We start from the raw sequence: 23,553 nt of genomic DNA on the forward strand, positions 1-23,553 counted from the left end.
AACCGGCAGGGAGCAACCTGCCAAGTACAAAAAATTAATATCTACAAAATTATGCATAAAAATTCATTAACCGGGCAAAATCATAAAGATTTTGCTCTGAATCGGTTCGTCTGTATATCAGCCCTCTACTTATTTCTGCTCTTTACAGGCACATCAACCCTGAATGCCCAAAACGCAAAGCTCTCCTTGCACAAAGAAAACGCGACATTCGAAGAGGTATTTAAAGAAATAGAAGCAAAAACAGGCTACAAATTCGTTTATAGCACCTCCGATATCGACAAAAACGAAAGGGTCTCCATCCAAGAGACCGATCAAAGCTTGAACGAGGTGCTGCGGAACCTGTTCCGCAGCAAAAGAAATATTTCTTTTCGCATATCCAATAAGCACATCGCCCTGTTCCTGGCACAAATGAAAAAGATTTCCGGAACGGTCATCGACACACAAAAAGAACCGGTCATCGGCGCCAACGTCCTCATAAAAGGAACAGCGACAGGAACAATCACCGATATCAACGGCCAATTCAACCTGGAAGCTGCCGAAGGCGACATCCTGCAAGTTTCTTTTATCGGATACAGCACGCAGGAGGTGGCAGTCAACAAAAATCAAGTGTTCAACATCACCCTGGCCGACGATGCCGAAATGATCGACGAAGTCGTCGTTACGGCCTTAGGCATCAAACGGGAACAAAAAGCATTGGGATATGCCGTTCAGGAAGTGAAAAACGACCAGCTGACCGTTGCCAAAGGTTCGGACGTCGCTACCTCATTGACGGGTAAAATTGCAGGCCTGAATATCAAGAACAGTACGGAATTTGCAGCCTCCCCGACCATCACGTTGCGCGGGAGCACGCCTTTGCTGGTGGTCGACGGAATCCCCCACTACAATGTCAACCTGTCGGATATCCCGGCTGACGATATCGAATCCATCAGTGTCCTGAAAGGTTCCACGGCATCGGCCCTTTACGGTTCGAGAGGCGGTGACGGAGCCATCATGGTCACGACTAAAAAGGCACAGAAAGACGGATTGGACATCTCCGTAAACTCCAACACGATGTTCCACGCCGGTTTCCTGAAGTTGCCCGAAGTGCAAAATTCATACAGTTCGGGAGGAAGCGGGAAATATGCACCCGGCGATTATGTATGGGGAGACAAGCTGGACATCGGGCGCACCGCCAGCCAGTACAACCCGCTCACATACGAATGGGAAGAGATGCCGTTGACATCCAAGGGCAAGGATAACTTCAAGAACTTCCTCGAACAGGCATTGGTGACCAACAACAATATCAGCATCTCCCAAAAAGGCGAATACGGGAGCGTACGCGCATCGCTGAACCATATCTACAACAAAGGACAGTATCCGAACTCCAGACAACAGAAACTGACTTTCTCCGTCGGAGGCGCGATGGATTACAAAAAGTTCCATCTGAAAGCCGACATCGCATACAACAAGAATATCTTTTCCAATAACTACGGAACCGGCTACGGCATGGGTAGTTACATGTATAACCTGCTCATCTGGACCGGTGCGGAATATGATCTTAGGGAATACCGCAATTATTGGCGGGCCGGAAAAGAACAGGAAGAGCAGAACTGGATGGACGACTGGTGGTACGACAACCCCTACTTCCTTGCAAACGAACGGACGAACCAGCGCCATCAGGACCTGACAAACGGAAGCCTGGACATGAGTCTGGACGTGACGGACTGGCTGAAACTGGTCATGCGTGTCGGAGGCGATGCTTTCAGGAACCAGTTTACGTTGAAAGAACCGATCAGTACCCGCGGCAACAGAAAGGGAGGATTCCGCCTGTCCAACTATTCGGGCTACAGTACGACCGACGACATCATGTTGCTGGCAAACAAAAAGTTCGGTGACTTCGCCGTCGACGGCTTCCTGGGCGGTTCCATCTATTTCAGGGAGAACGATTACCAGAGTTCATCCACGAGCAACGGTTTGAACATGCCGGGATTCTTTTCACTGAACGCGTCGGTCGATCCGGCGAGCACCTCTTCGTCTGTCACGAAAGAACAGATCAACAGCTTATACGGGAAAGTCGGATTGTCATGGAAAAGCGCGGTCTTCGTGGAAGTCACCGGACGTAACGACTGGGCATCCACGCTGGCGAAGTCCGAACGGTCTTATTTCTATCCTTCGGTATCCGGCAGCGTGGTCATTTCCGAACTGCTCCAGCTTCCTGAAATCCTGAATTTCTGGAAAGTAAGAGGCTCATGGACACAGACCAAATTCCCGACAGGGGTTTATGACATCAACTCGACATACAGTGTTTCCCGTAACTATTGGGGTAACATGACAGCCGCCTTCTATCCTTCTACCATTCGTGACGTATCATTGCGCCCACGTGCTTCCCGCTCATACGAGATCGGAACGGAACTGTATTTCTTCAAAAACCGTCTGAAGTTCGACTTGGCCTACTATCACAAGATCATGTACGACTTGCAACGTTATGTCGATATGAGCTACGCCAGCGGTTTCTCCAACACGCTGATCAACTACGGCGAAGAACAGTTGAGCCGCGGTGTCGAATTTACGATCAGCGGCGATGTCATCAAACAAAAGGACTTCACCTGGACCTCTTCGTTCAACTGGGCGGCCGACAGATACTATTACTCCAAGATCGATGAACAATACTCCACTCAAAAACCCTGGGTCGCACCCGGAAAGACCTGGCACTGGTTGGAAATGTACGATTGGGAAAAGGCTCCCGACGGGCAACTGATCCTTTACAACGGCATGCCGAAAAAAAGCGCCTATCCGACTTACGCAGGCACCTACAACCCGAAATGGATCTGGGGCTGGTCGAATACGTTCAGCTATAAAGACTTCACATTGAGCTTCTCGTTCGACGGCCGTGTCGGTGGCCACATGTTCGACTACATGAGTTCACGCCTGTGGCATTCGGGCCGCCATATAGACTCGGACAACGATTTCCGGTTTGACGAAGTCGTAAACGGAAACCACAAAGGGTACATCGCCGAAGGCGTAAAGGTCGTATCGGGAGATGTGAAATATGATTCAGACGGTAATATTCTGGAAGACACCCGTGTATTCGTTCCGAACGATGTAGCTGTTTCCTACGAAACCTATATGCGTTCTTATAACGGCAGCGAACAAAAATCCAATTTCTTGAAAAGCAAGACATTCTTCAAGCTGAGAGAGTTGTCTTTATCTTACCGGTTACCGAAAAAGTATTGCACAAACATCGTGAAAGGTGCTGAAATAGCTCTTGTCGGACAGAACTTGCTGATCTGGACAAAGGATTTCAAGTTCTCCGACCCCGATGTGGACACGGAAAATATCAACTCTCCCTCTATCCGTTACGTAGGTGTTAATTTGAAGTTTAATTTCTAAAATAAATAGGATATGAAAAGAATAAAATCATATATCAACCATTTCTTGCTGATCGCCGGTGCCTGTATGGCTTTTAGCTGTAACGGATTCGACGACATCAATACCAATCCGGACGCGGCAACAACGGCAACTCCGGGTATGCTGGCAACAGGACAATTGAGGGAAACACTTCGAACAGGTGGTAAATACGATGCAAAATGGTATTTCGGCGATATGTTCTTCACTAAAATGATCAGTTGGCAAGAAGCCCTTGATAGTAGACAATATAACCAAATTTCCACAACCGGATTCAGCGTATACAAAGACTTGACCAACTGCCTCAAAATGGTCGAATTGGCTGCCGATGTTGACAAAGACGCTTACGAAGGATTAGCTTTGTTCATCAAGGTTTTCCGTCTCTACGATACGACAATGGCTTTGGGCGACATTCCCTATTCAGAAGCAATGAAAGGAGAAGAAGGAAACATACGTCCAAAATATGATCCCCAGAGAGAGGTATTCTTGCAAATGCTGGACGACCTTGATGCCGCTTATACGCATTTTTCAAATGCCACCCGCAATTTCGACGGCGATATCGTCTATGGAGGCGATCCTGTCAAATGGAAGAGAGCCGTGTCGGCTTTGCAATTAAGAATCCTGCTCAACTTGTCCAAAAAGGAACAGGATGCCGAGTTGAACGTCAGACAACGTTTCTCCTCGATCGTCGCCAAGCAAGAACTGTTCGAATCGAACGCTGACAATTTCCAGTTCATCTACGGTACGCTTTCTTCCCAACTTTATCCTCTCTACCTGTCACGATTCAACCCCTATCCGGGAGTATCCGTCACAATCGTGGATGTATTGAAAAAATACCAGGACAACCGCCTGTTTTTCTACTGCGAACCGACGAAAGCCCAAACAGCAGCAGGCGTGCCGGATAGCGAATGGGATGCTTATCAAGGGATCGATCCTTCAAGGATCTACAGCGAAATCATGGATTTGTACACTTCCGGGAATATCTCCAACATCAACTCCCGCTTTTGGGAAATCGAAACTTGCCAGCCCACTATCCAGCTGGGATACGCCGAGCTGAACTTCGTCCTGGCCGAAGCTTGCCTCAGAGGCTGGATCGACGGCGATGCCAACCGATATTACCATACGGGGATAGAAGCCAGCATGAAGTTCGCGGCTACCTACACGCCTGCCGCCTACCGCCACGGTCGGGAAATAACAGACGACTATATCCAATCCTTCCTGGCAAAACCGGAATTGCAGTTGGGCAAAAAAGCCGATACGTTCGAAAAGGATTTGGAAGAGGTACTGACTCAAAAATATCTGGACCTGTTCATGCACAACTCCTACACTTGCTATTACGATTACCGCAGGACCGGCTACCCCGTGCTACCTGTCAACCCGCAATCGAACATGAACACGAAACCGGACCAGATGCCGCTAAGATGGCGATACGAACAACGCGAATACGACTTCAACCGCGAAAACCTGGAAGAAGCGCTTCAACGTCAGTATGACGGCAAAGACGACTGGAACGACAAAATGTGGATCATCAAATAATCACCGTACAACAAATTCAATATGAAACAATTCATAATTTGGATCGGACTGATCGCTTTGCTTTGTACAAGTTGTACATCCAAACAGCAGCATGAATTGAGCGTCTTGCATCTGAACATCTGGATGGATGCGACAGTCGTTGAAAACGGATTCGATGCCGTAGTGGATGAGATCGTCCGGGTAGATCCGGATATCGTGATGTTCAGTGAAGCCGGCAATAGAGACGGGGTACTCATCGTACCCCGCTTCATCGAGGCTTTGCAGAAAAAAGGCAAGAACTATTTCGGGGAAAGCAGTTCGTTGGATGTCGCCCTTCTATCCAAATATCCGATATTAGAGCAAACAGAAAACATCCCGCATAAAGACCGTACCATCAGGACCCGGTTGGATGTAAAGGGAAAACAGGTGGTGGTCTACACCGGACACTTGGACTATACCCATTACGCCTGCTATCTGCCACGCGGCTATAACGGCGTGACTTGGAAAAAGATGGACGCACCGGTAACGGACGTTACGGAAATAGAGAAAGCCAACAACGAATCTTTGCGAGACGAATCAATCCGTCTCGTCATTGAGGACGCGAAAAAACAGCAGGCTGACTTCATCATCCTGGGCGGAGACTTCAACGAACCTTCCCACTTGGACTGGACGGAAGAGACGAAAGAGATGTGGGACCATAACGGGACAGTCGTCCATTGGGATTGCTCGACTTTGCTGTACGAAGCCGGATTCCGGGATGCCTACCGCACGAAATATCCCAATCCCGTCACTCATCCCGGCTTCACCTTCCCTTCGGACAATCCGGCCATGCCGGTCGAAAAGCTGACCTGGGCGCCTGATGCCGACGAACGGGACCGCATCGATTTTATCTATTACATACCAGCCGAAGGTTGGAAAGTAAACGATGCTGTTGTCGTAGGTCCAAAGTCCTCCATTGTCCGTAGCCAACGTGTCGAAGAGGACAGCCAAGACCTCTTTTCCACTCCAACCGGCACATGGCCGACGGACCACAAAGGGGTGTTGATTACGTTTGGATTCTAACTTCATGAAGGAGGTGTGTCAAAAGAAAATCCTGCTTACAATAGACATAATTTAGGCACGGATTTCACGGATTTACACGGATAAATTTATTATCTTTCCGTGTAATCCGCGTAATCCGTGCCTTAAAGATCGTGATAAAGGAGTTTTGGCACACCTCCTTCTTTTTTCTGGTTTAACCCAATGATTACTTCTTCGCCTTCGCCATATCCAACGCCGAAGTCGTCGTGTAATACTTCGCCAGCATATTAGGCACTTCCCAATCCGGCAATTTGCCGTCCTTCAGATATTCCAGGAAATGTTCCGTCACCTGACCGAAATGAGCTTCATGGCCTACACGGTATTTTGCGGGGATTTCGACCTGCCATACGCCGTCGCCGACCTTATTCAGGGCCACACCCGGATATTCCTTAGAGACCTTTTCCATCGAAGCGGTCAAGTCCTTTTCATAAGCGGCCAGATCCACGCCTTTCACTGCTTCGACAAACAGTTCAGGCTGGTAGTTCTGTTCCTTGCCCTGGCGAATGACCAGGTCGGCCTTGCTGCCTTTCATGACAGAGAAGTGGGTATCGCCGCCACCTTCCGGGAAGGTATAATTCCAGATCACCGAAACCTTCGCTGTCACACCTTTGATCTTATACACGATATCACCGTTGCAATAGACTTTCAATGTATCGTTTTCGACATCTTTCTTCAAGAAATCAGGATAAGCTTCCGTCCCCGTCACCTGTTTGAATTCTTCCGGGCTGATGGAGGTAGTCCAACGGTTGGCATCTATCAGTTCGATATCTTTCTTATAGTCGATAACCTGCTCAGGGAAGGCTTCCCACTGAACCAGGTCGACCAGGTGAGTCGTCACGTCGACAATGCCTTCCCCCTGCTGAGTCACATCAAGATACCATACCGGACGAGTCAACGGTTTATTGTCGACCAGTTTAAACAGATGGTGCACGCTCTCTTTCACGATAGCCGGTTCTTCGGGAGAACCTTTCAACTGCTCGCCATAAACAGCCGGGATAGTGGAAAGTTCGCGCTGCAACATCGTAGTGATCTCATTCCGTTCGGTCATGATGTCATACAGCATGATGTTTTTCTGTTTGGCGATAGCGAAACATTCTTCCAGCAATTTAAAGCTCTGGCTGTTGATCGCCATCGGTTTGTCGGAAAGCACATTGATGCCGGCCTCAAGCGTTTTCTTGATGTATTCGGTCTTCTTGCCGTTGTTTCCTGCCTGGATCATCACGTTTCCCTTCTTCTCGGCCAACATTTTTTCCAGATAATCATCCCCCGTATAAACGATTTCATTCCAAGCCGTCGGATTCTCCGCACGCGTGTTAAATCCCTGGATACGCTTCAGGTGCTCATCCACGTCGAAACCGGTGGGTGCGTACACATGAACATCTTTGGAAACTTGCGGATACGACACTTTCTGCACTAATGCGGCATGGAAATGTCCCGGATCGAGCGTGATCAACTTCACTTCCCTCGGTGCGCCGGTAAAGCCTTCGGCAGCCTTCTCCTGCTTTGTGTTACAAGAAGCTCCGACCAGAAGAGCCGCCATGGAAAATACAAGATAGTTTTTCATACTATTATAATTAAATTATTGATAAGCATTTTTTTACATTAGGCTGTTTGCGGCAACAAAGATAATATAAAAACAAAAACATCATGCAGAAAAACATCAAACGTTTTCCCCCTTCTTCCTCTTCTCCCGTATGAACAGTTCCACCGCCTCATGTGCCAGGCGGCGGAACTCCTCTTCGCCGGCGAGGTTGTAAAGGAGGGCGGCGAGGCGGGCGTAGTAGCTCAGGCGGAGGTCGCCCCTTTTTTAATCGCACTGTAACTGCGGCTACCGGCAAACAGTTCGCTTCTATAAAAACGTTCGGTTATCCGGTAATGTCTCATCAACTTTTCAACGAAAAGTCCCAACAGAGGGAATGTCAACACTGTTTTCACGTTATAAATATTTAATTATTGATATATACATTGACATACGTTCACAATGGCCCCGACATGGCGGGGACATCATGAACGGAAAAATATACAACTTTGCCAAAAGTTTCAGAGGCTACTCCGGACGCTCCGTTCCCAAGCAGCATATCTGAACATTGAACAAATTTAATAAAACATTTTACATGGAAAACACATTCCGCCCCTCGCGCTTCGTCTCGCTCCGTGCGACCGCACCGTCTCCCTGCACATGGGAAGAAATCGTACAAGAGCTGACCGGCGAGCGCCATGCCGCCGCCACCGCCCTGTTCCGCACGCTTGCGGCCGGCAAAGGGCAAGACGCCGAAACATCGAAACGGCAGCAAAGCCGGATCAAGCAGAACCAACCCGCCTTCGTCCCTTCCGTCCTCCTGGAGGGAGGACGCTCCTCGAAGCATATCAAAGGCTATCCGGGCTCCATCATGGTGGACATCGACGACATCCCCGAAGAGATCTTCGACAAGGTCCTCGAACAGGTGAGAGCCGACCCGCACTCGTTCCTTGCCTACAAGACCTTGTCCGGACGCGGCATACGTGTCATCGCATGGATGGAAGGCGAAGTGACAAAAGAGAACTTCCCCGCCGCCTGGCAGACGGTGAACGCCTACTACGCCCGGCTCACCGGCATCGCCATCGACCGACAGTGCAAGAACGCCACCCGCATGTCCGTGATCTGCCACGATCCCGACGCGCTCTACCGCCCCGACGCGGAACGGCTGGAGTTCGCACCCCAGCCCCGCGCCAAGGGCGGAAAAGAACCGCCTCCCTCCGCAGGAAAAAAGCGCAGAGGGTGGAAAACCTCCGCCGCACAGGCCGAAAGCACCGTGCGCCGGCTTGTGGAAGAAGAGGGCGTGCACTATGCCGCCGGGAGCCACAACGACTACATCAGCCGGTGCCTCTACCTGATGAACCGTTTCGGCGTGCCGGAGGCCGAAGCCGAGGCGTGGGCCGCCGAGCTGTTCTCCGACTACGACACGGCCTCCGTCCGCTCCACCGCGAAGAGCTGCTACATGCTGACCGCCGAGCACGGCACGATGCGCCTCTCCGACCTCGCCTCACGCGACGGAAACGGGCGTCGACGCAAAGCCACGATCGAAGAGATGGAACGCTTCATCGCCGGCTACATGCAACTGCGGATGAACCAGCTGACGCACCAGCTCGAATACCGCTCCGTCACCGACGGCATCCCCGCGTCCGACGACTGGGCGCCCATGAACGACACGGTCGAGAACTCCCTTTGGTGCTCCATGCGCCGCGAAGGGCTGGAGGCGGACCTCTTCCATTTGCGCACGCTCCTGCTCTCCGACTTCGCGCCCCGTTACCACCCGCTGGAAGAGTTCCTCGAAAAGGCGGGACCGTGGGACGGCGTGACGGACCACATCGCCGGCCTGGCCGCAATGGTACACACCGCCGACGGTTGCGACGCGCGTTTCGAGCTTTGTTTCCGCCGCTGGTTCGTCGGGATGGTCGCCGCCGCACTCGACCCGAAGGTGGTGAACCATGTCATACTCGTCCTGATCGGGCGGCAGGGATGCTTCAAGACGTCGTTCTTCCAGAACCTCCTGCCGCCTGTCCTCCGACGTTACTACACCTCCAAGACCAACTCGCAACGGCTCACGAAGGACGACCTCTTCACCATGACGGAGAACCTGCTCGTCAACTTCGAGGAGATCGACTCCATGCAGCGCAGCGAACTGAACCAGCTCAAGGCCATGACCACCACGCTCTACGTGAACGAACGCCCTGCCTACGGGCGCAACAAGGTGCACCTGCCGCACGTGGCCTCGTTCTGCGCGACGGGCAACAACCTCCAATTCCTCACCGACGACACCGGCAACCGCCGCTGGCTGCCGTTCGAGGTCACGGCGATCGACAACCCCTGGACCGCCCATATTGACTACGAAGGGCTCTACGCGCAGGCGAAGCACCTGCTCGACACCGGCTTCTGCTACTGGTTCCAGGACCACGAGATCGAGGAGCTGAACCTCGCGAACCGCCGTTTCGAAACGCCCAACCCCGCACGCGAACTGATCCTGATGTACTACCGCCATCCCGTTGATTACGAAAAAGGGACTTACGTCACCGCCAGCCAGATCGTCGCCCGCTTCGGCGGCAGCATCCGGCTGAACTCGGTGCAGGTCGGAAGGGTTTTAAAAGAGCTTGGCTACACATACACACGGACCATGCATGGCAACATCTGGCTGGTCGTCGAACGCACGACGGACGAGATGAAAGGCATCCTTCCCGAACCGGGCAATTCAGACATACCCCCTATCGACCTATGATAGATGATAGATAAAATGCCCTTTTTGTAAAACTTTTCCGAGTTTGAATTAAGAAACGTCACCTTAAAGGCGGCGTTTTTTAATTCGTTTTCCATAAACTTTTACAGAAACAGGCTTTTATCTATCATCTATCATAGCAAAACACTGATAATCAGCAATAGCATTTTTCAACACCCTCTTTTAATTTATTTCATGCAATAGAGTTTTATCTTTCCGTGTAATCCGCGTAATCCGTGCCTTAAAGATCGTGATAAAGGAGTTTTGACACACCTCCCTGCTTATGCTATAAATAATACTATAAAAATAGTTTTTATTTCTTCATAGCTTCCTCGATAGCAACAGCTACAGCAACCGTAGCACCTACCATCGGGTTGTTACCCATACCTAAGAAGCCCATCATTTCCACGTGAGCGGGAACGGATGAAGAACCAGCGAACTGAGCGTCACCGTGCATACGGCCCATCGTGTCGGTCATACCATAAGAAGCAGGACCTGCAGCCATGTTATCCGGGTGCAGGGTACGGCCCGTACCGCCACCTGAAGCCACAGAAAAATACGGGTGGCCGTTTTCCATACATTCTTTCTTGTAAGTACCTGCAACCGGGTGCTGGAAGCGAGTCGGGTTCGTTGAGTTACCTGTGATAGACACGTCAACCCCTTCTTTACGCATGATAGCAACCCCTTCGCGAACATCGTCAGCACCGTAGCACTTGACTTTTGCACGCAGACCGTTTGAGTATGCTTTTTCTTCGATTACGTTTACTTCGCCGGTCATATAGTCGAACTGAGTCTGAACGTAAGTGAATCCGTTGATACGGGAAATGATCTTGGCAGCATCCTTGCCCAGACCGTTCAGGATAACGCGCAACGGTTCTTTACGAACTTTATTTGCCATTTCAGCGATCTTGATAGCACCTTCGGCAGCAGCGAAAGATTCGTGGCCGGCCAGGAATGCGAAACATTTTGTTTCTTCACGAAGCAGACGGGCAGCCAGGTTACCGTGGCCGATACCTACCTTACGGTCGTCGGCAACAGAACCGGCGATACAGAATGCCTGCAGACCGATACCGATGGCTTCGGCTGCTTCGGCAGCGTTTGTGCAGCCCTTTTTGATTGCAATTGCAGCACCTACAACGTAAGCCCAGCAAGCATTTTCGAAACAGATAGGTTGTGTTTCCTTACACATTGTATAAGGGTCGATACCTTTAGCGTCGCAGATAGCCTTTGCTTCTTCGATACCGTTGATACCATATTCTTTTAAAACCGCGTTGATATGATCGATACGGCGGTCATAACTTTCAAATAAAGCCATATTCTTTTTTACTTTTTTAAATTCTTATTTACCAGAAATAAAGATATCAGAAAATTGAAAACAAGCACACCGCCGCAGCAGGCCACATAAAAAGCCATCCAGGGACGGTCCGGCTTAATCACGAAGTAAGCGATAACCGTTGCCACTATGGTGATAGCGATCAGCCCGAAAAGGACGCGTGTCAGTGTTTTCTTATTCATTACGAGGATCGATATATTTTACAGCTTCTTTGAAACGACCGTAAGAGCCTTTCGCTTTTTCCAGTGCTTCGTTAGCATCCATACCCTTCTTTACCATATCCATGAACTTGCCCAGGTGAACAAATTCGTAACCGATTACTTCGTCGTCAGCATCGAGAGCCATACGGGTACAGTACCCTTCGGCCATTTCCAGGTAACGAGTACCTTTGGCCAGCGTTCCGTACATTGTACCGACCTGGCTGCGCAGACCTTTACCCAAGTCTTCCAGTCCGGCGCCGATAGGCAGGCCGTCTTCAGAGAAAGCAGACTGTGTACGACCGTAAACGATCTGCAGGAACAATTCGCGCATAGCAGTGTTGATAGCGTCACAGACGAGGTCGGTGTTCAATGCTTCCAACAGTGTTTTGCCCGGCAGGATTTCTGAAGCCATAGCAGCAGAGTGAGTCATTCCGGAGCAACCGATAGTTTCTACAAGTGCTTCCTGGATAATTCCTTCTTTAACGTTCAGAGTCAGCTTACATCCACCCTGTTTCGGTGCACACCAACCGATACCGTGAGTCAAACCAGAAATGTCAGAAATCTGAGTTGCTCTAACCCACTTTCCTTCTTCAGGAATCGGAGCACACTGGTGGTTAGCTCCCTTCTTTACAACACACATGTGTTGAACTTCATGTGAATAAATCATAATCGCTAATTTATTATATTAAAGTGATAATAAAACTTTATGCTAATTTTAATGTAAGATCGCTCTTTTAAAGACCGCACAAAGATAAAATTTTTAATTCAGCCGTGCAACAGAACCGGTTATTTCAAAACTTCTTTAATTTTGTCTTCCAGCTCCTGGCCGTGCAGGTTCTTGGCGATGATCGTGCCGTCTTTGTCAACCAGTACGGTGTGCGGGATACTGTTGACGCCATAAAGGGCGGCACCGCCGTTCTGCCAGCCTTTCAGGTCGGACAACTGTGTCCAGGTGATGTTCAGGTCTTTTACGCCTTTGGCCCATGCATCGGCTTTGCTGTCCAGCGAGATGCCGACGATATCGAATCCTTTGCCTTTGTAATCTTTATAGGCTTTGACCAGATTCGGCATTTCTGCGCGGCAGGGAGGACACCAGGAGGCCCAGAAATCGATCAGGACGACTTTGCCGTTACCGACGTATTCGGAGAGTTTGTGCATTTCGCCTTTGGCATCCGGCATTTCGAAATCCGTGAATTTCTGTCCTACGGCGACCTTTTTCAGTACATTCAGATGATCGATCATGTAGCTGATTCCCGGAACGGATTTGAAAGAAGAATCTGCTTTGGAAATAATTTCATTTTGCTGTTCTTCGTCGATGTTGTAACGGAAATCGTACAGGTTTTTGGCGGCTGACTGTTTATCCGTATGAGTCAAGATGTAGTTGACAACGGCTTCCGTAATCTTACGGTCGATTTCTTCATATTTAGCTTCCGCTTGTTTGATCAGGTTTTCATCGCCCGACTTCATGTCGGCAACCAATTTGTTGATACCGGAGCGTAAGTCTTTGATCTTGGCTTGCAACTCTTTTTGTGCGTCATTTTCGGGTGTGCCGCTAACCGTGGAAGTCGAATCCAGCACGACTGCCAGTTTCCCGTTTTCAAGTACGAATGTAGCCATGAACGGAGCGTTTTCACCGGGAGCGACACGTACCGGTTCAACCACTTCTTCCGAAAAACGGAGAGTACGGAGGGCCGGGGCGTTTTGTGTGCCTTTCAAGGCAAAAGCTCCGTTTTGAACTAAGGCGCTGTCCAGCGGCGCAGCCTCTTTTACCCCATATTCATAGAGGTACACATACTTACCATTCAAATCATTGTTTGAAACGGTACCGGCAATTTCGTAACCCGGTTTTTCGCTACAGGCTGCAAGAAGCAGGACGGAAGCGGCGATAGGAAGATACTTTTTCATATATTTACGTTGTATTAAAACGATTAATACTTTATTAGTTACAGACGTTTGGCGCAAAAGTAAGAAAAAATTGACACATTATTTACTATATTTGCAGTCTAATAACCGTTATTATGAATTTATCCTATATAGATACCAGATATGCGGCGTTTCTCCGTTTTGTCAGGTCTGTGATTGTCTGCTTGTCTCTGTTTTCTTGTCCGGTGTCCGCGGGGATCTCCCTGCATATGGCAGATAATATAGATTTGTCAAATAATGCCATCCTTGATATGTACCAGGATGAGAACGGTTACATGTGGATCGGCACTTACGACGGCTTGAACCTGTATAACGGCAAGAATACCTATGTGTTTCGCTTTGAACCGAACAACAAGAATACCTTATGCAGCAATATCATCAACAAGATCGTGTATGGCGGAGACGGATATCTGTGGGTATCGACTTCTATGGGATTGAATCGGTTCTCGCTGAAAGACCGGAAGGTGACGGAGTCTTATACGGAATATCCCGAATGCCTGAACGTAGCGTCTGATTCGGCCGGCAATACGTTGGCCATAAAGCAAAAAGACTTTATCTCCTGCTATTCTCCCGAAGCCGGTTCTTTCCAGGATGTACATGTACAAGGGATGAATGAGGAAATGGCCAAAGTCTTGTTTGCAGACGGAGAAAGGCAGTTCTTTATTCTTGACGCCGATGGCAGCCTGCTTGAGATTAGTCCGGATTTCGAGTCCTTCCCCTTGGCATTGGACATAAAGAAAACTCCGGTCCATGAAAAGAAAATTGACCGTGCCTATTACCTCGAAGGCATTCTGTACTATGTGGATATGGAAAACCGCTTTTACTCTTACCGGATGAAAGACCGCAAGAAAGAGTATCTGGCCGACCTTACCGGTTGGATGGATAAATATGGAAAACTTTCCCGCATCGCTTTGTTTCATTCCGCTCCCTATCTGGTTTTTAGGAATGGGCTTTTGCTAAACATCGATAATCAGGAAGAGGCATTGGGGTTCGATGTCGGGCTCTTCTGTGTTTTGCCTGACCGGAAGCAGGATATCCTTTGGGTCGGGACAGACGGGCAAGGAGTCCGGATGTATTATGACAAGTATAACCGGTTTTCAGGGATTCAACTTAAGAGTTTGCCGATTGTCATGCGTAATCCGGTCCGTTCGATCTATACCGAAGATGAAAAAACAATCTGGTTCGGAACGAAAGGGAATGGTTTTGTACGTGTGGAAGATTATGATTCCTATGAAAAAGGGGAAATTCCGGCCGAAAAGGTCAAACATTTCACTACGTCGAACGGCTTGTCCAGCGATCGTGTCTATTGTTTCCGTAAAAGCAACTATTATCCCTGGGTGTGGATCGGGACGGAAGGTCCGGGATTGTCCTATTATTCTTTAGTGGACAAGCAGGTCCATACGATGGCAAGTCTTGTCGATACAAAGATCCGGTATGTCCATGCCATCCGTGAAGTGAATGATTCGACGTTGTGGATGGCAACGACCGGAGATGGTTTGCTGGAAGTTGTCATTGGTAAAAGGAGTGGGGAACCTGTCATTAAATATGTGGAGTCTTTTATCCTTGAAAAGAATGGAAAAGTTTGCAATGAGTTCCATTCTATGAATTATGATGACGAGACTTCTCTTCTCTACTTAGGAAGCCGTGGGGGATATGGGTTGGTAAGTTTTAACTTGTTGACTAAGAAATACGAGTTTATTTCGATGAATAATGCCGGCAACCGGGCGGTAGGGGATGTGCTTTGCATGTGTTATAGCCAGGATTCTACTTTTTATCTGGGAGCCAGTTCAGGCATGACGCAGATGAAATTACATTCGGGAATCCCGGCGGAGGTACGCCAATATAGCAGGATCGACGGTATCAAGAATGATATGGTTCATGGTATTCTTGAAGATCCTGACGGTTGTATCTGGCTGAGCACGAATAAAGGGTTGACTAAATACAATCCTCACAATCAGTTTTTCCATAATTATGGAAGTCCAGATTTGGATGTGACGGAATTTTCGGATGACGCCTATTGGAAATGCCCTTACACGGGAAAACTGTTCTTTGGCGGAATTAACGGATTGATATGGGTAGACCCGCAAAACGACCGGCAGGAGAATTATAAGCCGGCCTTGCATTTTTTTGAATTGAAGATGGGAAATGAAACGCATAGTCTGTACGACTATACGGATCAGAAAACCGGATATGTGGCCATACCTCCCAGTATATCCACATTTTCAATTTCTTTTGTGGCGACCGACTATATACATGGGGAAAACTACGAGTATTCGTACTTATTGGAGAACTATAATACATCGTGGACCGAGTTGCAAAAGGATAACGAGGTCGCTTTTACGAAGTTGCCTTATGGAAATTATGTTTTGAAGGTCCGTTACAAGAATGATGTGTTCGATTCGGATACCAAAGAGTATTTTTTGCATATACGGGTGTTACCTCCCTGGTACCGCAGTTCTTGGGCTATGATCGCCTATGGCCTGTTGTTGGCGGCTGCATGTTCGGGTATCGTGTATTGGCTGCGCCGCCGGATTGTGGAAAAACAGGTAGAAGTGGCCCGGAAAATCAGAGAAGAGCAAAAAGAAAAACTGTATGAAGCGAAGTTGAATTTCTTTGCCAACATCACGCATGAGCTTTGCACGCCTTTGACCTTGATTAATGGTGTGAACGATTATATCAAGACATCTGCCGAACGGTTGGCCGACGGAAAACTGGAAAAATATGCCCGTATCCTGGGTGAAAACGTCACAAACCTGAATGAATTGATCCAGGAAATCTTGGATATCAGAAAGATAAAGGAAGTCGGGTTCAGCCATATACATATCAGGCGGGTGTCCGTAAGCGGTTTGATCCGGAAGCAATGCGAATCGTTTGTGCCTGTTGCCGAGCGCAACGGGATCGATTTTACCTTCAGTGAAGCGGATAAACCGGTTTATTGGAATACCGATGTACCCAGCTTGAAGAAGATTATACGCAACCTGGTGTCGAATGCATTCAAGTACACGGAGCAGAAAGGGGCGATCGATGTCTCTGTCCGGATAGAAAATGATTCTCTGATAATAAAGGTATATAATACGGGCAAGGGGATAGCGGAAGCTGATTTGAAGACGATTTTCGACCGTTTTCAAATCTTGGGTGATTTGGATGGAAATAATTATACTCAGATGACTTCCAGAAACGGACTGGGACTTTTCATCTGCCACAGCATGGTCCAACTGCTTCGTGGAGAGATAAGAGTGGAAAGCAAGGAGGGTGAATCTGCCGAATTTATCGTAACATTGCCTTATCTGGAAGCAGAGGAGGCGGATTCGGATGGACAAGCCGGCGAAGAGGTACCGGTTGTACAACCGGTGGTTTCGGCTGCGGCAGCCGAAACCGAAGTAAATACCGGCAATCCGGTAATATTGGTAGTCGATGATAACCGGGATATCGTTTGGTTGATTAAGGAAACATTATCGTCCGAATATGTCGTCCGGGAAGCATTTAATGCAGAGGAGGCTTTGGCCCTGATGGAGCAGCAAACTCCTGATTTGATTATTACGGATATCATGATGCCGAGCATGGACGGGTTTGCGTTGATCAGCCGTATCAAGTCCGATAAGTTTACCCGGCATATACCTGTAATCGTAGTATCGGCAAAAGTCTCGGAAAACGAACAGGCGGAGGGGCTGGATCTGGGTGCCGATGCCTACCTGACCAAGCCGTTCTCGTCTGTGGTGCTCCATTCCGTCGTGAACAGGTTGATGGCGAATAAGAAAGAACTGAAAGACTACTATTATTCCCCGGAAAGCGCTTACAAACAGTCCGGCGGGCAGTTGATCCATCAGGAGGATAAGGAGTTTATGGATTCCGTAACAGCTATAATTAAGGAAAATCTTGCTCAGGATACGTTGCGTCCTGAGCTTATAGCCGATAAATTAGGCATGAATACCCGCGCCTTGTATCGCCGTTTCAAAAAGATTTCACCGCTAACGCCGAGCGATTTCATCAAGGACTACCGTATGATATATGCAGCCCAGCTCTTAGTCACGACAAACCTGAGCGTGCAGGAAATCATCTATCAGGTCGGAATCTCCAACAAATCCTATTTCTATCGTGAGTTTTCAGCCAAATACGGAGTTACGCCGGGACAGTACAGGCAGATGCAATAGAGTAGCTATTCGCTGCCTTCTTCCTGCATTAATTCATAATACTGTTTACGCGCATGATTGTTCGGGATTCTTAGTACGATACGTGATCCGCGCGTGGCACTAATCGTCAGCATACCATAATAGAACAACAGGCTGGGGAAAATCTCAGGATTGGCAATCTCCGAGGCTGGAAAGGTGGTGACCAAAGTCGTAACGATCTGTCCCTCATCGGTGATCTTGCGCAGTACGCCTTTTCGGTCACCATCCAAGCGGTCCAGTTGGATGAGTTTCTTCATCTTGTTGTAATCGGTACGGGTGTTCGGATCGATCATCAGTTCGGGGGACTTGCCTAAATTCATATAATTACGCAAATAATAGAGCACCATGTCACAGTTAAACATCTTCGGGTCACGATCCAAGCATTCTTTGGCAAAACAATAGTTGTCATACCAAGGTTTCATCTCTGTGATCATGGCTTCGATATCCGTATTGTCCGGTAGTTGTCCGGCATCCTTATAATATTGTAACATGGTACGCACATCTTCCTCGCTGAACCCCAGCATCATATTGAATTGATAGCTGGTACTGATGTTCCAGCCGATGTTGAAACCGCTGGTCAGATCGTCCAGGGTTACCGGACTGACGCCAGTCATGAAGATACGTTCGAACATCCCTTTAAATTTCTTGAACACTTCCCGGTAGAAACCGCTGGCATGTGTCAAGGCATGGTAGACCTCGTTGCCTTGCTCATTGAGGACCACGTTCGTAAAGTTGTCATATTCGTCGATGATGAGGTAAAGAGGTATGTTTTTTTCCCTTGTCTGGAAATTCAGATAGTTCAATTTGCTGACAAAGTCGGGCAATTCTTCAATTTTTTGTGCAAATCCAGGAAAATAATAACGCTCATACGTTTTACCGAAAGCATCCATTGCCATTCCGCAATAGCGGTCGAAGTTTTCGGCAAGCGAACCGCTGCCTCCGCTGGCACGCGAGAAGTCGAGAAAAAGCACTTGATACTTTCCCTGAGAGAGGGTAGGGTGGCTGCCAACCCACAAATTTCCGAAACGTTCCTGGAATTTATCCTTTTGGGCAATATCATAATACGCCCACAGCATACTCAGGAAGATACTTTTCCCGAAACGACGCGGACGAATGAAGAACAAACTGTTGGGCTGTTCTTCCAGCAAGGGCAGATACATCGTCTTGTCCACATAATATTGGTTCTGCTCAACCACTTCCACAAAGTTGGATACGCCATACGGGATTCTTTTTACATTTTCCATGTTGTGTCTGTTTTTATTCCTTCTGTTTACGAGGTATCACAAATATAGTCTATTCTTTTGGAAAGAACAAAGAATGTGTAGACTTTAAAATGTTTGATGGAGATATCTTTATCCGTAATCCTAAACTCGGTTTATCCGAAGTGACAGAATAAAGTAGACAATAACCCCTTTTCAGTCATTTTTCTATTTCAACTGAAAATCCGGTTCGTTTTGAACTGTCACTTTTCTCGTCTTTCCGGTTTTGGAGTGACGCTGTATGTCAAGTGTTCGGCGTGTCGTTTGGATGCCGGGGCCGGTCTGTCGCAATAAATGGAAAAACGTGACAATATGACAAACCTCAACTTCGGGAGAATCGAATATTTGCGAACGAAGTCGGGACGCCTCCAATTTACGTCAAAAGCCTTTTCCTGCCTTTTCTCCATGAGGTGCGCAGAACTTTTCCATGACGACCGTCTTCGTTGCCGTGACTTGCCGTGTTCATGGGTAGTGACGACCGTCTTCGTGGCGATGAAGCCAATCTTCAAGGCGATAAAGACGGTCGTCACCGCAGAAAGCTGGCAGATTGATGAAAAAAGGATCGTTTTGCCCTGCAAAAAACGAAATTCCGGTTGCTCAGCCGACTGGGTGTCCAAATGTGAAATAATCTTTTATTTACAATAAGGGGGGCTGGAATAATGATTTATTCACACAAGTCGCAGTTCGGTACTTGCTTATATCCCGTAGCCAATAGCTTTAGGCATCGTAAACCTATGAGTTAGGAAACGTAATACATAGGTTGCCACCCTTATTGTCATATTTGTAAAAAAGTCATTGGTTCGAATCGAAACTACTACTGCATATAATCCGGTTTTCTACCCCATCTAATTCGATTTACCCGCAAGGGTAATATTTTTTAACAAATAGCCTTTTTTGTCACACAGTTAATTATCAGATAAATATACGATAATTCATGTTTTAAAGGGGATATTGTCTTTTTTGCTCAGTACGTTCGGTTACAGGGTGGGTGACCGTTTTTGTATAATGCTTGCCTTTGTATGGTGTCTTGGTTGTACAAAAGAGTGTCATAATCGGTCATTGGCTGAATATGACACCCTTTTTGTATTCCGGTGTTACTCCTCTCGTGTTAAGATCCGCTAATATTGCCATCAAATTACAAAAAATTAAAAGATAGAGATTGGATGGTGTTCTTTCAATCTTTCTTTAATAAATATGTTACATGTGTTAAATTAAAAAGCAAAAAATGATGAATGAATCTAAGCTATTATCTCCATGTGGGATAGCGAAGGCCTCAGCCTTGTGCTTGCTAATGTCTGCTTTTTCTGTTAATGCCGTGTTTGCTGCTCCGGAATCGGATAGCAATGTAATGGTGGTGCAACAGGGGAAGACATTGACTGGTACTGTGAAAGACGAGTTTGGTCCGGTCGCAGGTGCTAACATTGTTGTGAAAGGAACAACAAACGGAACGATGACCGACATGAACGGCCATTTCTCCATTTCTAATGTGCCGGTAGGCGCAGTCCTGCAAATTTCTTTTATCGGTTATCTGACAGAAGAAGTGCAGGTTGGTAACCAGTCTTCCATCAATGTCATGTTGAAAGAAGATTCCCAAACATTGGACGAAGTTGTAGTCGTTGGATACGGTACGATGCGCAAATCCGATTTGACAGGTTCTATTTCCCAGGCAAAGGGTACGGAAATTATCAAAGCTCAATCGTTCAATGCCCTTGATGGTTTGAAAGGTAAAGTTGCAGGTGTGAACATTTTCTCCAATACCGGACAACCGGGTGGCGAGATGCGTGTTGTGATCCGCGGTGTGTCTACCATCAATGCTTCGACTTCTCCTTTGTATGTGGTCGATGGTGTGGTTATGTCTGACTTCCAGTTGTTGAATCCTAATGATATCGAATCGGTCGAGGTGTTAAAGGATGCTTCTTCTGCCGCTATCTATGGTGCTCGTGGTGCCAACGGTGTCGTTTTGGTGACGACTAAGCGTGGTGATGGTGCAAAGGGGGTTCATGTCTCTTACGACGGTTCTGTTTCGGTCGGTATGATGGCGAAGCAGATGGATGTGATGGATTCTTACGAATGGATGGCTGCTTTCAAGCAAGGGTTGGAAAATGCCAATGCTTGGCAGGGAAAGAACTTCACGACCGATTTGTCGCAAATCTTCACGGACGAACGTTTGTTCAATGCTGACGGTACTCCAAAATACAATACGAATTGGCAGGACGAAACCTCCCGAACGGCCGTTTCGCACAATCATCAGATAAGTATTCAGCGTGCTGGTGACGGTTCTTCTGTAGGTGCGTTCATCAACTATACGGACCAGCAGGGTATCTTGCTCAATTCTTATTTCAAACGTATCAATGCAAAGTTGGCGTATGATGACAAACCGACCAAGTGGTTGTCTACGTCCGTCAACTTGCTGGTTAACCATACATGGGGTAACCGTACATCCGATAACCCATACGGACAGGGCGCTTTGCGTACGATGATAGAACAGTTGCCGTTCCTTCCGGTTAAGTTGGACGGTGTCTATACGCAGACCAATATCATCAAGACAAGTGGTATTTTGAACGATAAGGACAATCCGAACAGTGGATATCAGAATTTCAGTCCGGAAGGTGTCGGTAACCCAGTCGAACTGTTGGAAAGATTGTATGCGATGCAATATCGTACGAAAATCTTCGGTAATGCCGGTCTTACTTTCCATTTGATGAAAGGGTTGGATTTGAAGACACAGTTCGGTGTGGACTATCAGAACAGCCGTGATGCCAATTATACGCCGTTCACTCCGCGTCCTATGATCAATCAAAACTCTGAAGGTTCGGCCTCTGCCAATAACTCCAACGCGTTGTACTGGCAGGAAGAAACTTATATGAACTATTCTACCTTGTTGGATAAGCATTCCATCAATGCCATGCTCGGATTGTCTTGGCAGGGACGTGAATATACTTATTTCAGTGCTTCAGATAGCAAATTTACGGACGATTTCTACGGTTATTATAACTTAGGTAAAGGAACGAACCGCCCAAGTGTGGGTAGTGATTATGACAAGTGGACGATGAATTCCTATTTCCTCCGTTTGGCTTATTCGTATGACAGTAAGTATATGGCTACGGTGACCGGACGTTATGACGGTTCTTCCAAATTCGGTGCCGGAAATAAGTATGCTTTCTTTCCCTCTGTCGGTTTGGGTTGGTTGATGTCTCGTGAAAGTTTCTTGATTGACAATCCGACTATCAGCAAGTTGAAATTGCACACTTCTTATGGTTTGACGGGTAACTCTGAAATAGGTACTTATCGTTCTTTGGCTACCGTAAGCCAGGGTACTACGATTATCGGTAACGCTTTGCAGACTGTTTCTTATCTGGATAATATGCCGAACGACAAGTTGAAATGGGAAAAGACAGCTCAGTTTGACTTTGGTGCCGAACTCGGTTTGTTTAAGGACCGCTTGAGTTTCGATGTTTCCGGTTATTATAAATATACATCGGACCTGTTGCTTAACCGTCCGGTTCCGGAATCTACCGGCTACTCTTCAATCATGGATAATATCGGTGCTGTATCTAACCGTGGTGTGGATATCTTGGTGACGGCACATCCGGTTCAGACGAAAGATTTCCAGTGGACATCCACAATCAATTTGGGTTACAACAAGAGCCGTGTTGAAAAGCTGGATGAAGGTGCTTCCATCGATCCGATTTCCGGAAAACGTCAGATCACGACCGATGGCTTTGTGGGATATGATATGCTGATTCGTGAAGGCGAACCGTTGTCGGCTTTCTATGGTTACAAACGTGTGGGCATTTATGATGGAAAACCTGAGAATTGGGATCCGGAAACGATGAATATCCCGTCTGTAATCGGTGAGAAGGTGACGACGAAGGACCGTGTGATCATTGGTAACGGTTTGCCTGACTGGATGGGGTCTTTTGTCAATACATTCAACTATAAGAATTTCGATTTGACACTTGATCTTCAGTATTCTTGGGGTGCTGATGTGATGCAGGAATACTATCATTCGACTGTGGCTCGTTTCTTGACAAACGGTCTTGACCGTTTTTATATGGAAGCATGGCATCCGACATTGAATCCGGATGGCAAGGAACAAGCGATTCGTCTGAACAACTTCGGACAGGGTGCTAACAATGCGGCCGATGATGACTGGGTTGCTAATGGTTCTTACTTACGTTGCAACATGATCCAGATTGGATACACGTTCGATCCGAATGTGATCAAACCGCTCGGTCTGTCTTCATTGCGTCTGTATGCCAATGTGAACAATGCTTTCTTGATCACAGCGTCAGACTATCTGGGATATGACCCGGACAACTCCTCTCGTTTGGGTGGTAATAACTGGGGTTCCAACCGTCAGTTCTTTACTTATCCGCGTCCGAGAACATTTATGTTTGGTATCAATGTCGCATTTTAATCCGTCTAAATTATAAAGAT

Annotated in this window: 13 protein-coding genes and 1 pseudogene; 7 read left to right on the forward strand and 7 right to left on the reverse strand. The window is 47.6% G+C overall.

The features are described 5' to 3' along the window. Nucleotides 1-51 precede the first annotated feature (51 nt). The 3 genes from RDN79_RS11030 to RDN79_RS11040 are packed head-to-tail and all read left to right on the forward strand — an operon-like array spanning nucleotide 52 to nucleotide 5,961. Complete coding sequence (locus tag RDN79_RS11030; protein WP_298551654.1) at nucleotides 52-3,369, forward strand: SusC/RagA family TonB-linked outer membrane protein; 3,318 nt, start codon at nucleotides 52-54, stop codon at nucleotides 3,367-3,369. A 12-nt stretch (nucleotides 3,370-3,381) separates the two neighbouring features. After that, nucleotides 3,382-4,920, forward strand: coding sequence for a SusD/RagB family nutrient-binding outer membrane lipoprotein (locus RDN79_RS11035; RefSeq protein WP_298551656.1), 1,539 nt, complete (start codon nucleotides 3,382-3,384; stop codon nucleotides 4,918-4,920). A gap of 21 nt (nucleotides 4,921-4,941) precedes the next feature. Continuing rightward, entirely contained in the window at nucleotides 4,942-5,961 is a 1,020-nt protein-coding gene (locus RDN79_RS11040; RefSeq protein WP_298551658.1) for an endonuclease/exonuclease/phosphatase family protein, read from the forward strand. Nucleotides 5,962-6,145: 184 nt separating this feature from the next. On the opposite strand, the gene RDN79_RS11045 is transcribed toward RDN79_RS11040, so the two are convergent. Further along, entirely contained in the window at nucleotides 6,146-7,543 is a 1,398-nt protein-coding gene (locus RDN79_RS11045; RefSeq protein ID WP_298551660.1) for a putative oxidoreductase C-terminal domain-containing protein, read from the reverse strand. A 221-nt stretch (nucleotides 7,544-7,764) separates the two neighbouring features. Continuing rightward, entirely contained in the window at nucleotides 7,765-7,914 is a 150-nt protein-coding gene (locus RDN79_RS11050) for a hypothetical protein (RefSeq protein ID WP_298551662.1), read from the reverse strand. Nucleotides 7,915-8,093: 179 nt separating this feature from the next. Between RDN79_RS11050 and RDN79_RS11055 the strand changes: the two genes are divergently transcribed. After that, a complete protein-coding gene (locus RDN79_RS11055) occupies nucleotides 8,094-10,232 on the forward strand; it encodes a VapE domain-containing protein (RefSeq protein WP_298551664.1) in 2,139 nt (712 codons plus the stop codon). 310 nt (nucleotides 10,233-10,542) lie between these two features. On the opposite strand, the gene RDN79_RS11060 is transcribed toward RDN79_RS11055, so the two are convergent. From RDN79_RS11060 to RDN79_RS11075, 4 genes are all read right to left on the reverse strand, one after another. Beyond that, on the reverse strand, nucleotides 10,543-11,544 hold the full coding sequence (locus RDN79_RS11060; RefSeq protein ID WP_008145829.1) for a GGGtGRT protein: 1,002 nt from the start codon (nucleotides 11,542-11,544) through the stop codon (nucleotides 10,543-10,545). 8 nt (nucleotides 11,545-11,552) lie between these two features. Next, on the reverse strand, nucleotides 11,553-11,744 hold the full coding sequence (locus tag RDN79_RS11065; protein WP_008145831.1) for a hypothetical protein: 192 nt from the start codon (nucleotides 11,742-11,744) through the stop codon (nucleotides 11,553-11,555). After that, on the reverse strand, nucleotides 11,737-12,429 hold the full coding sequence (locus RDN79_RS11070) for an iron-sulfur cluster assembly scaffold protein (RefSeq protein WP_186927939.1): 693 nt from the start codon (nucleotides 12,427-12,429) through the stop codon (nucleotides 11,737-11,739). The genes RDN79_RS11065 and RDN79_RS11070 overlap by 8 nt, the downstream gene beginning before the upstream one ends. 119 nt (nucleotides 12,430-12,548) lie before the next feature. Then, entirely contained in the window at nucleotides 12,549-13,667 is a 1,119-nt protein-coding gene (locus RDN79_RS11075) for a TlpA disulfide reductase family protein (protein ID WP_298552205.1), read from the reverse strand. A 113-nt stretch (nucleotides 13,668-13,780) separates the two neighbouring features. Here RDN79_RS11075 and RDN79_RS11080 point away from each other — a divergent pair, with 113 nt between their 5' ends. Further along, nucleotides 13,781-17,836, forward strand: coding sequence for a hybrid sensor histidine kinase/response regulator transcription factor (locus tag RDN79_RS11080; RefSeq protein ID WP_298552203.1), 4,056 nt, complete (start codon nucleotides 13,781-13,783; stop codon nucleotides 17,834-17,836). A 17-nt stretch (nucleotides 17,837-17,853) separates the two neighbouring features. On the opposite strand, the pseudogene RDN79_RS11085 reads toward RDN79_RS11080, so the two are convergent. Continuing rightward, a pseudogene (locus tag RDN79_RS11085) lies at nucleotides 17,854-19,098 on the reverse strand (AAA family ATPase); the annotation flags it as partial. Nucleotides 19,099-19,425: 327 nt separating this feature from the next. On the opposite strand from RDN79_RS11085, the gene RDN79_RS11090 reads away from it, so the two are divergent. After that, a complete protein-coding gene (locus tag RDN79_RS11090; protein ID WP_308573227.1) occupies nucleotides 19,426-19,758 on the forward strand; it encodes a hypothetical protein in 333 nt (110 codons plus the stop codon). A 703-nt stretch (nucleotides 19,759-20,461) separates the two neighbouring features. Next, nucleotides 20,462-23,533, forward strand: coding sequence for a TonB-dependent receptor (locus RDN79_RS11095; protein WP_298552210.1), 3,072 nt, complete (start codon nucleotides 20,462-20,464; stop codon nucleotides 23,531-23,533). The last annotated feature ends 20 nt before the right edge of the window (nucleotides 23,534-23,553 follow it).

Source organism: uncultured Parabacteroides sp. (genome assembly GCF_902493135.1).
Classification (GTDB): domain Bacteria; phylum Bacteroidota; class Bacteroidia; order Bacteroidales; family Tannerellaceae; genus Parabacteroides.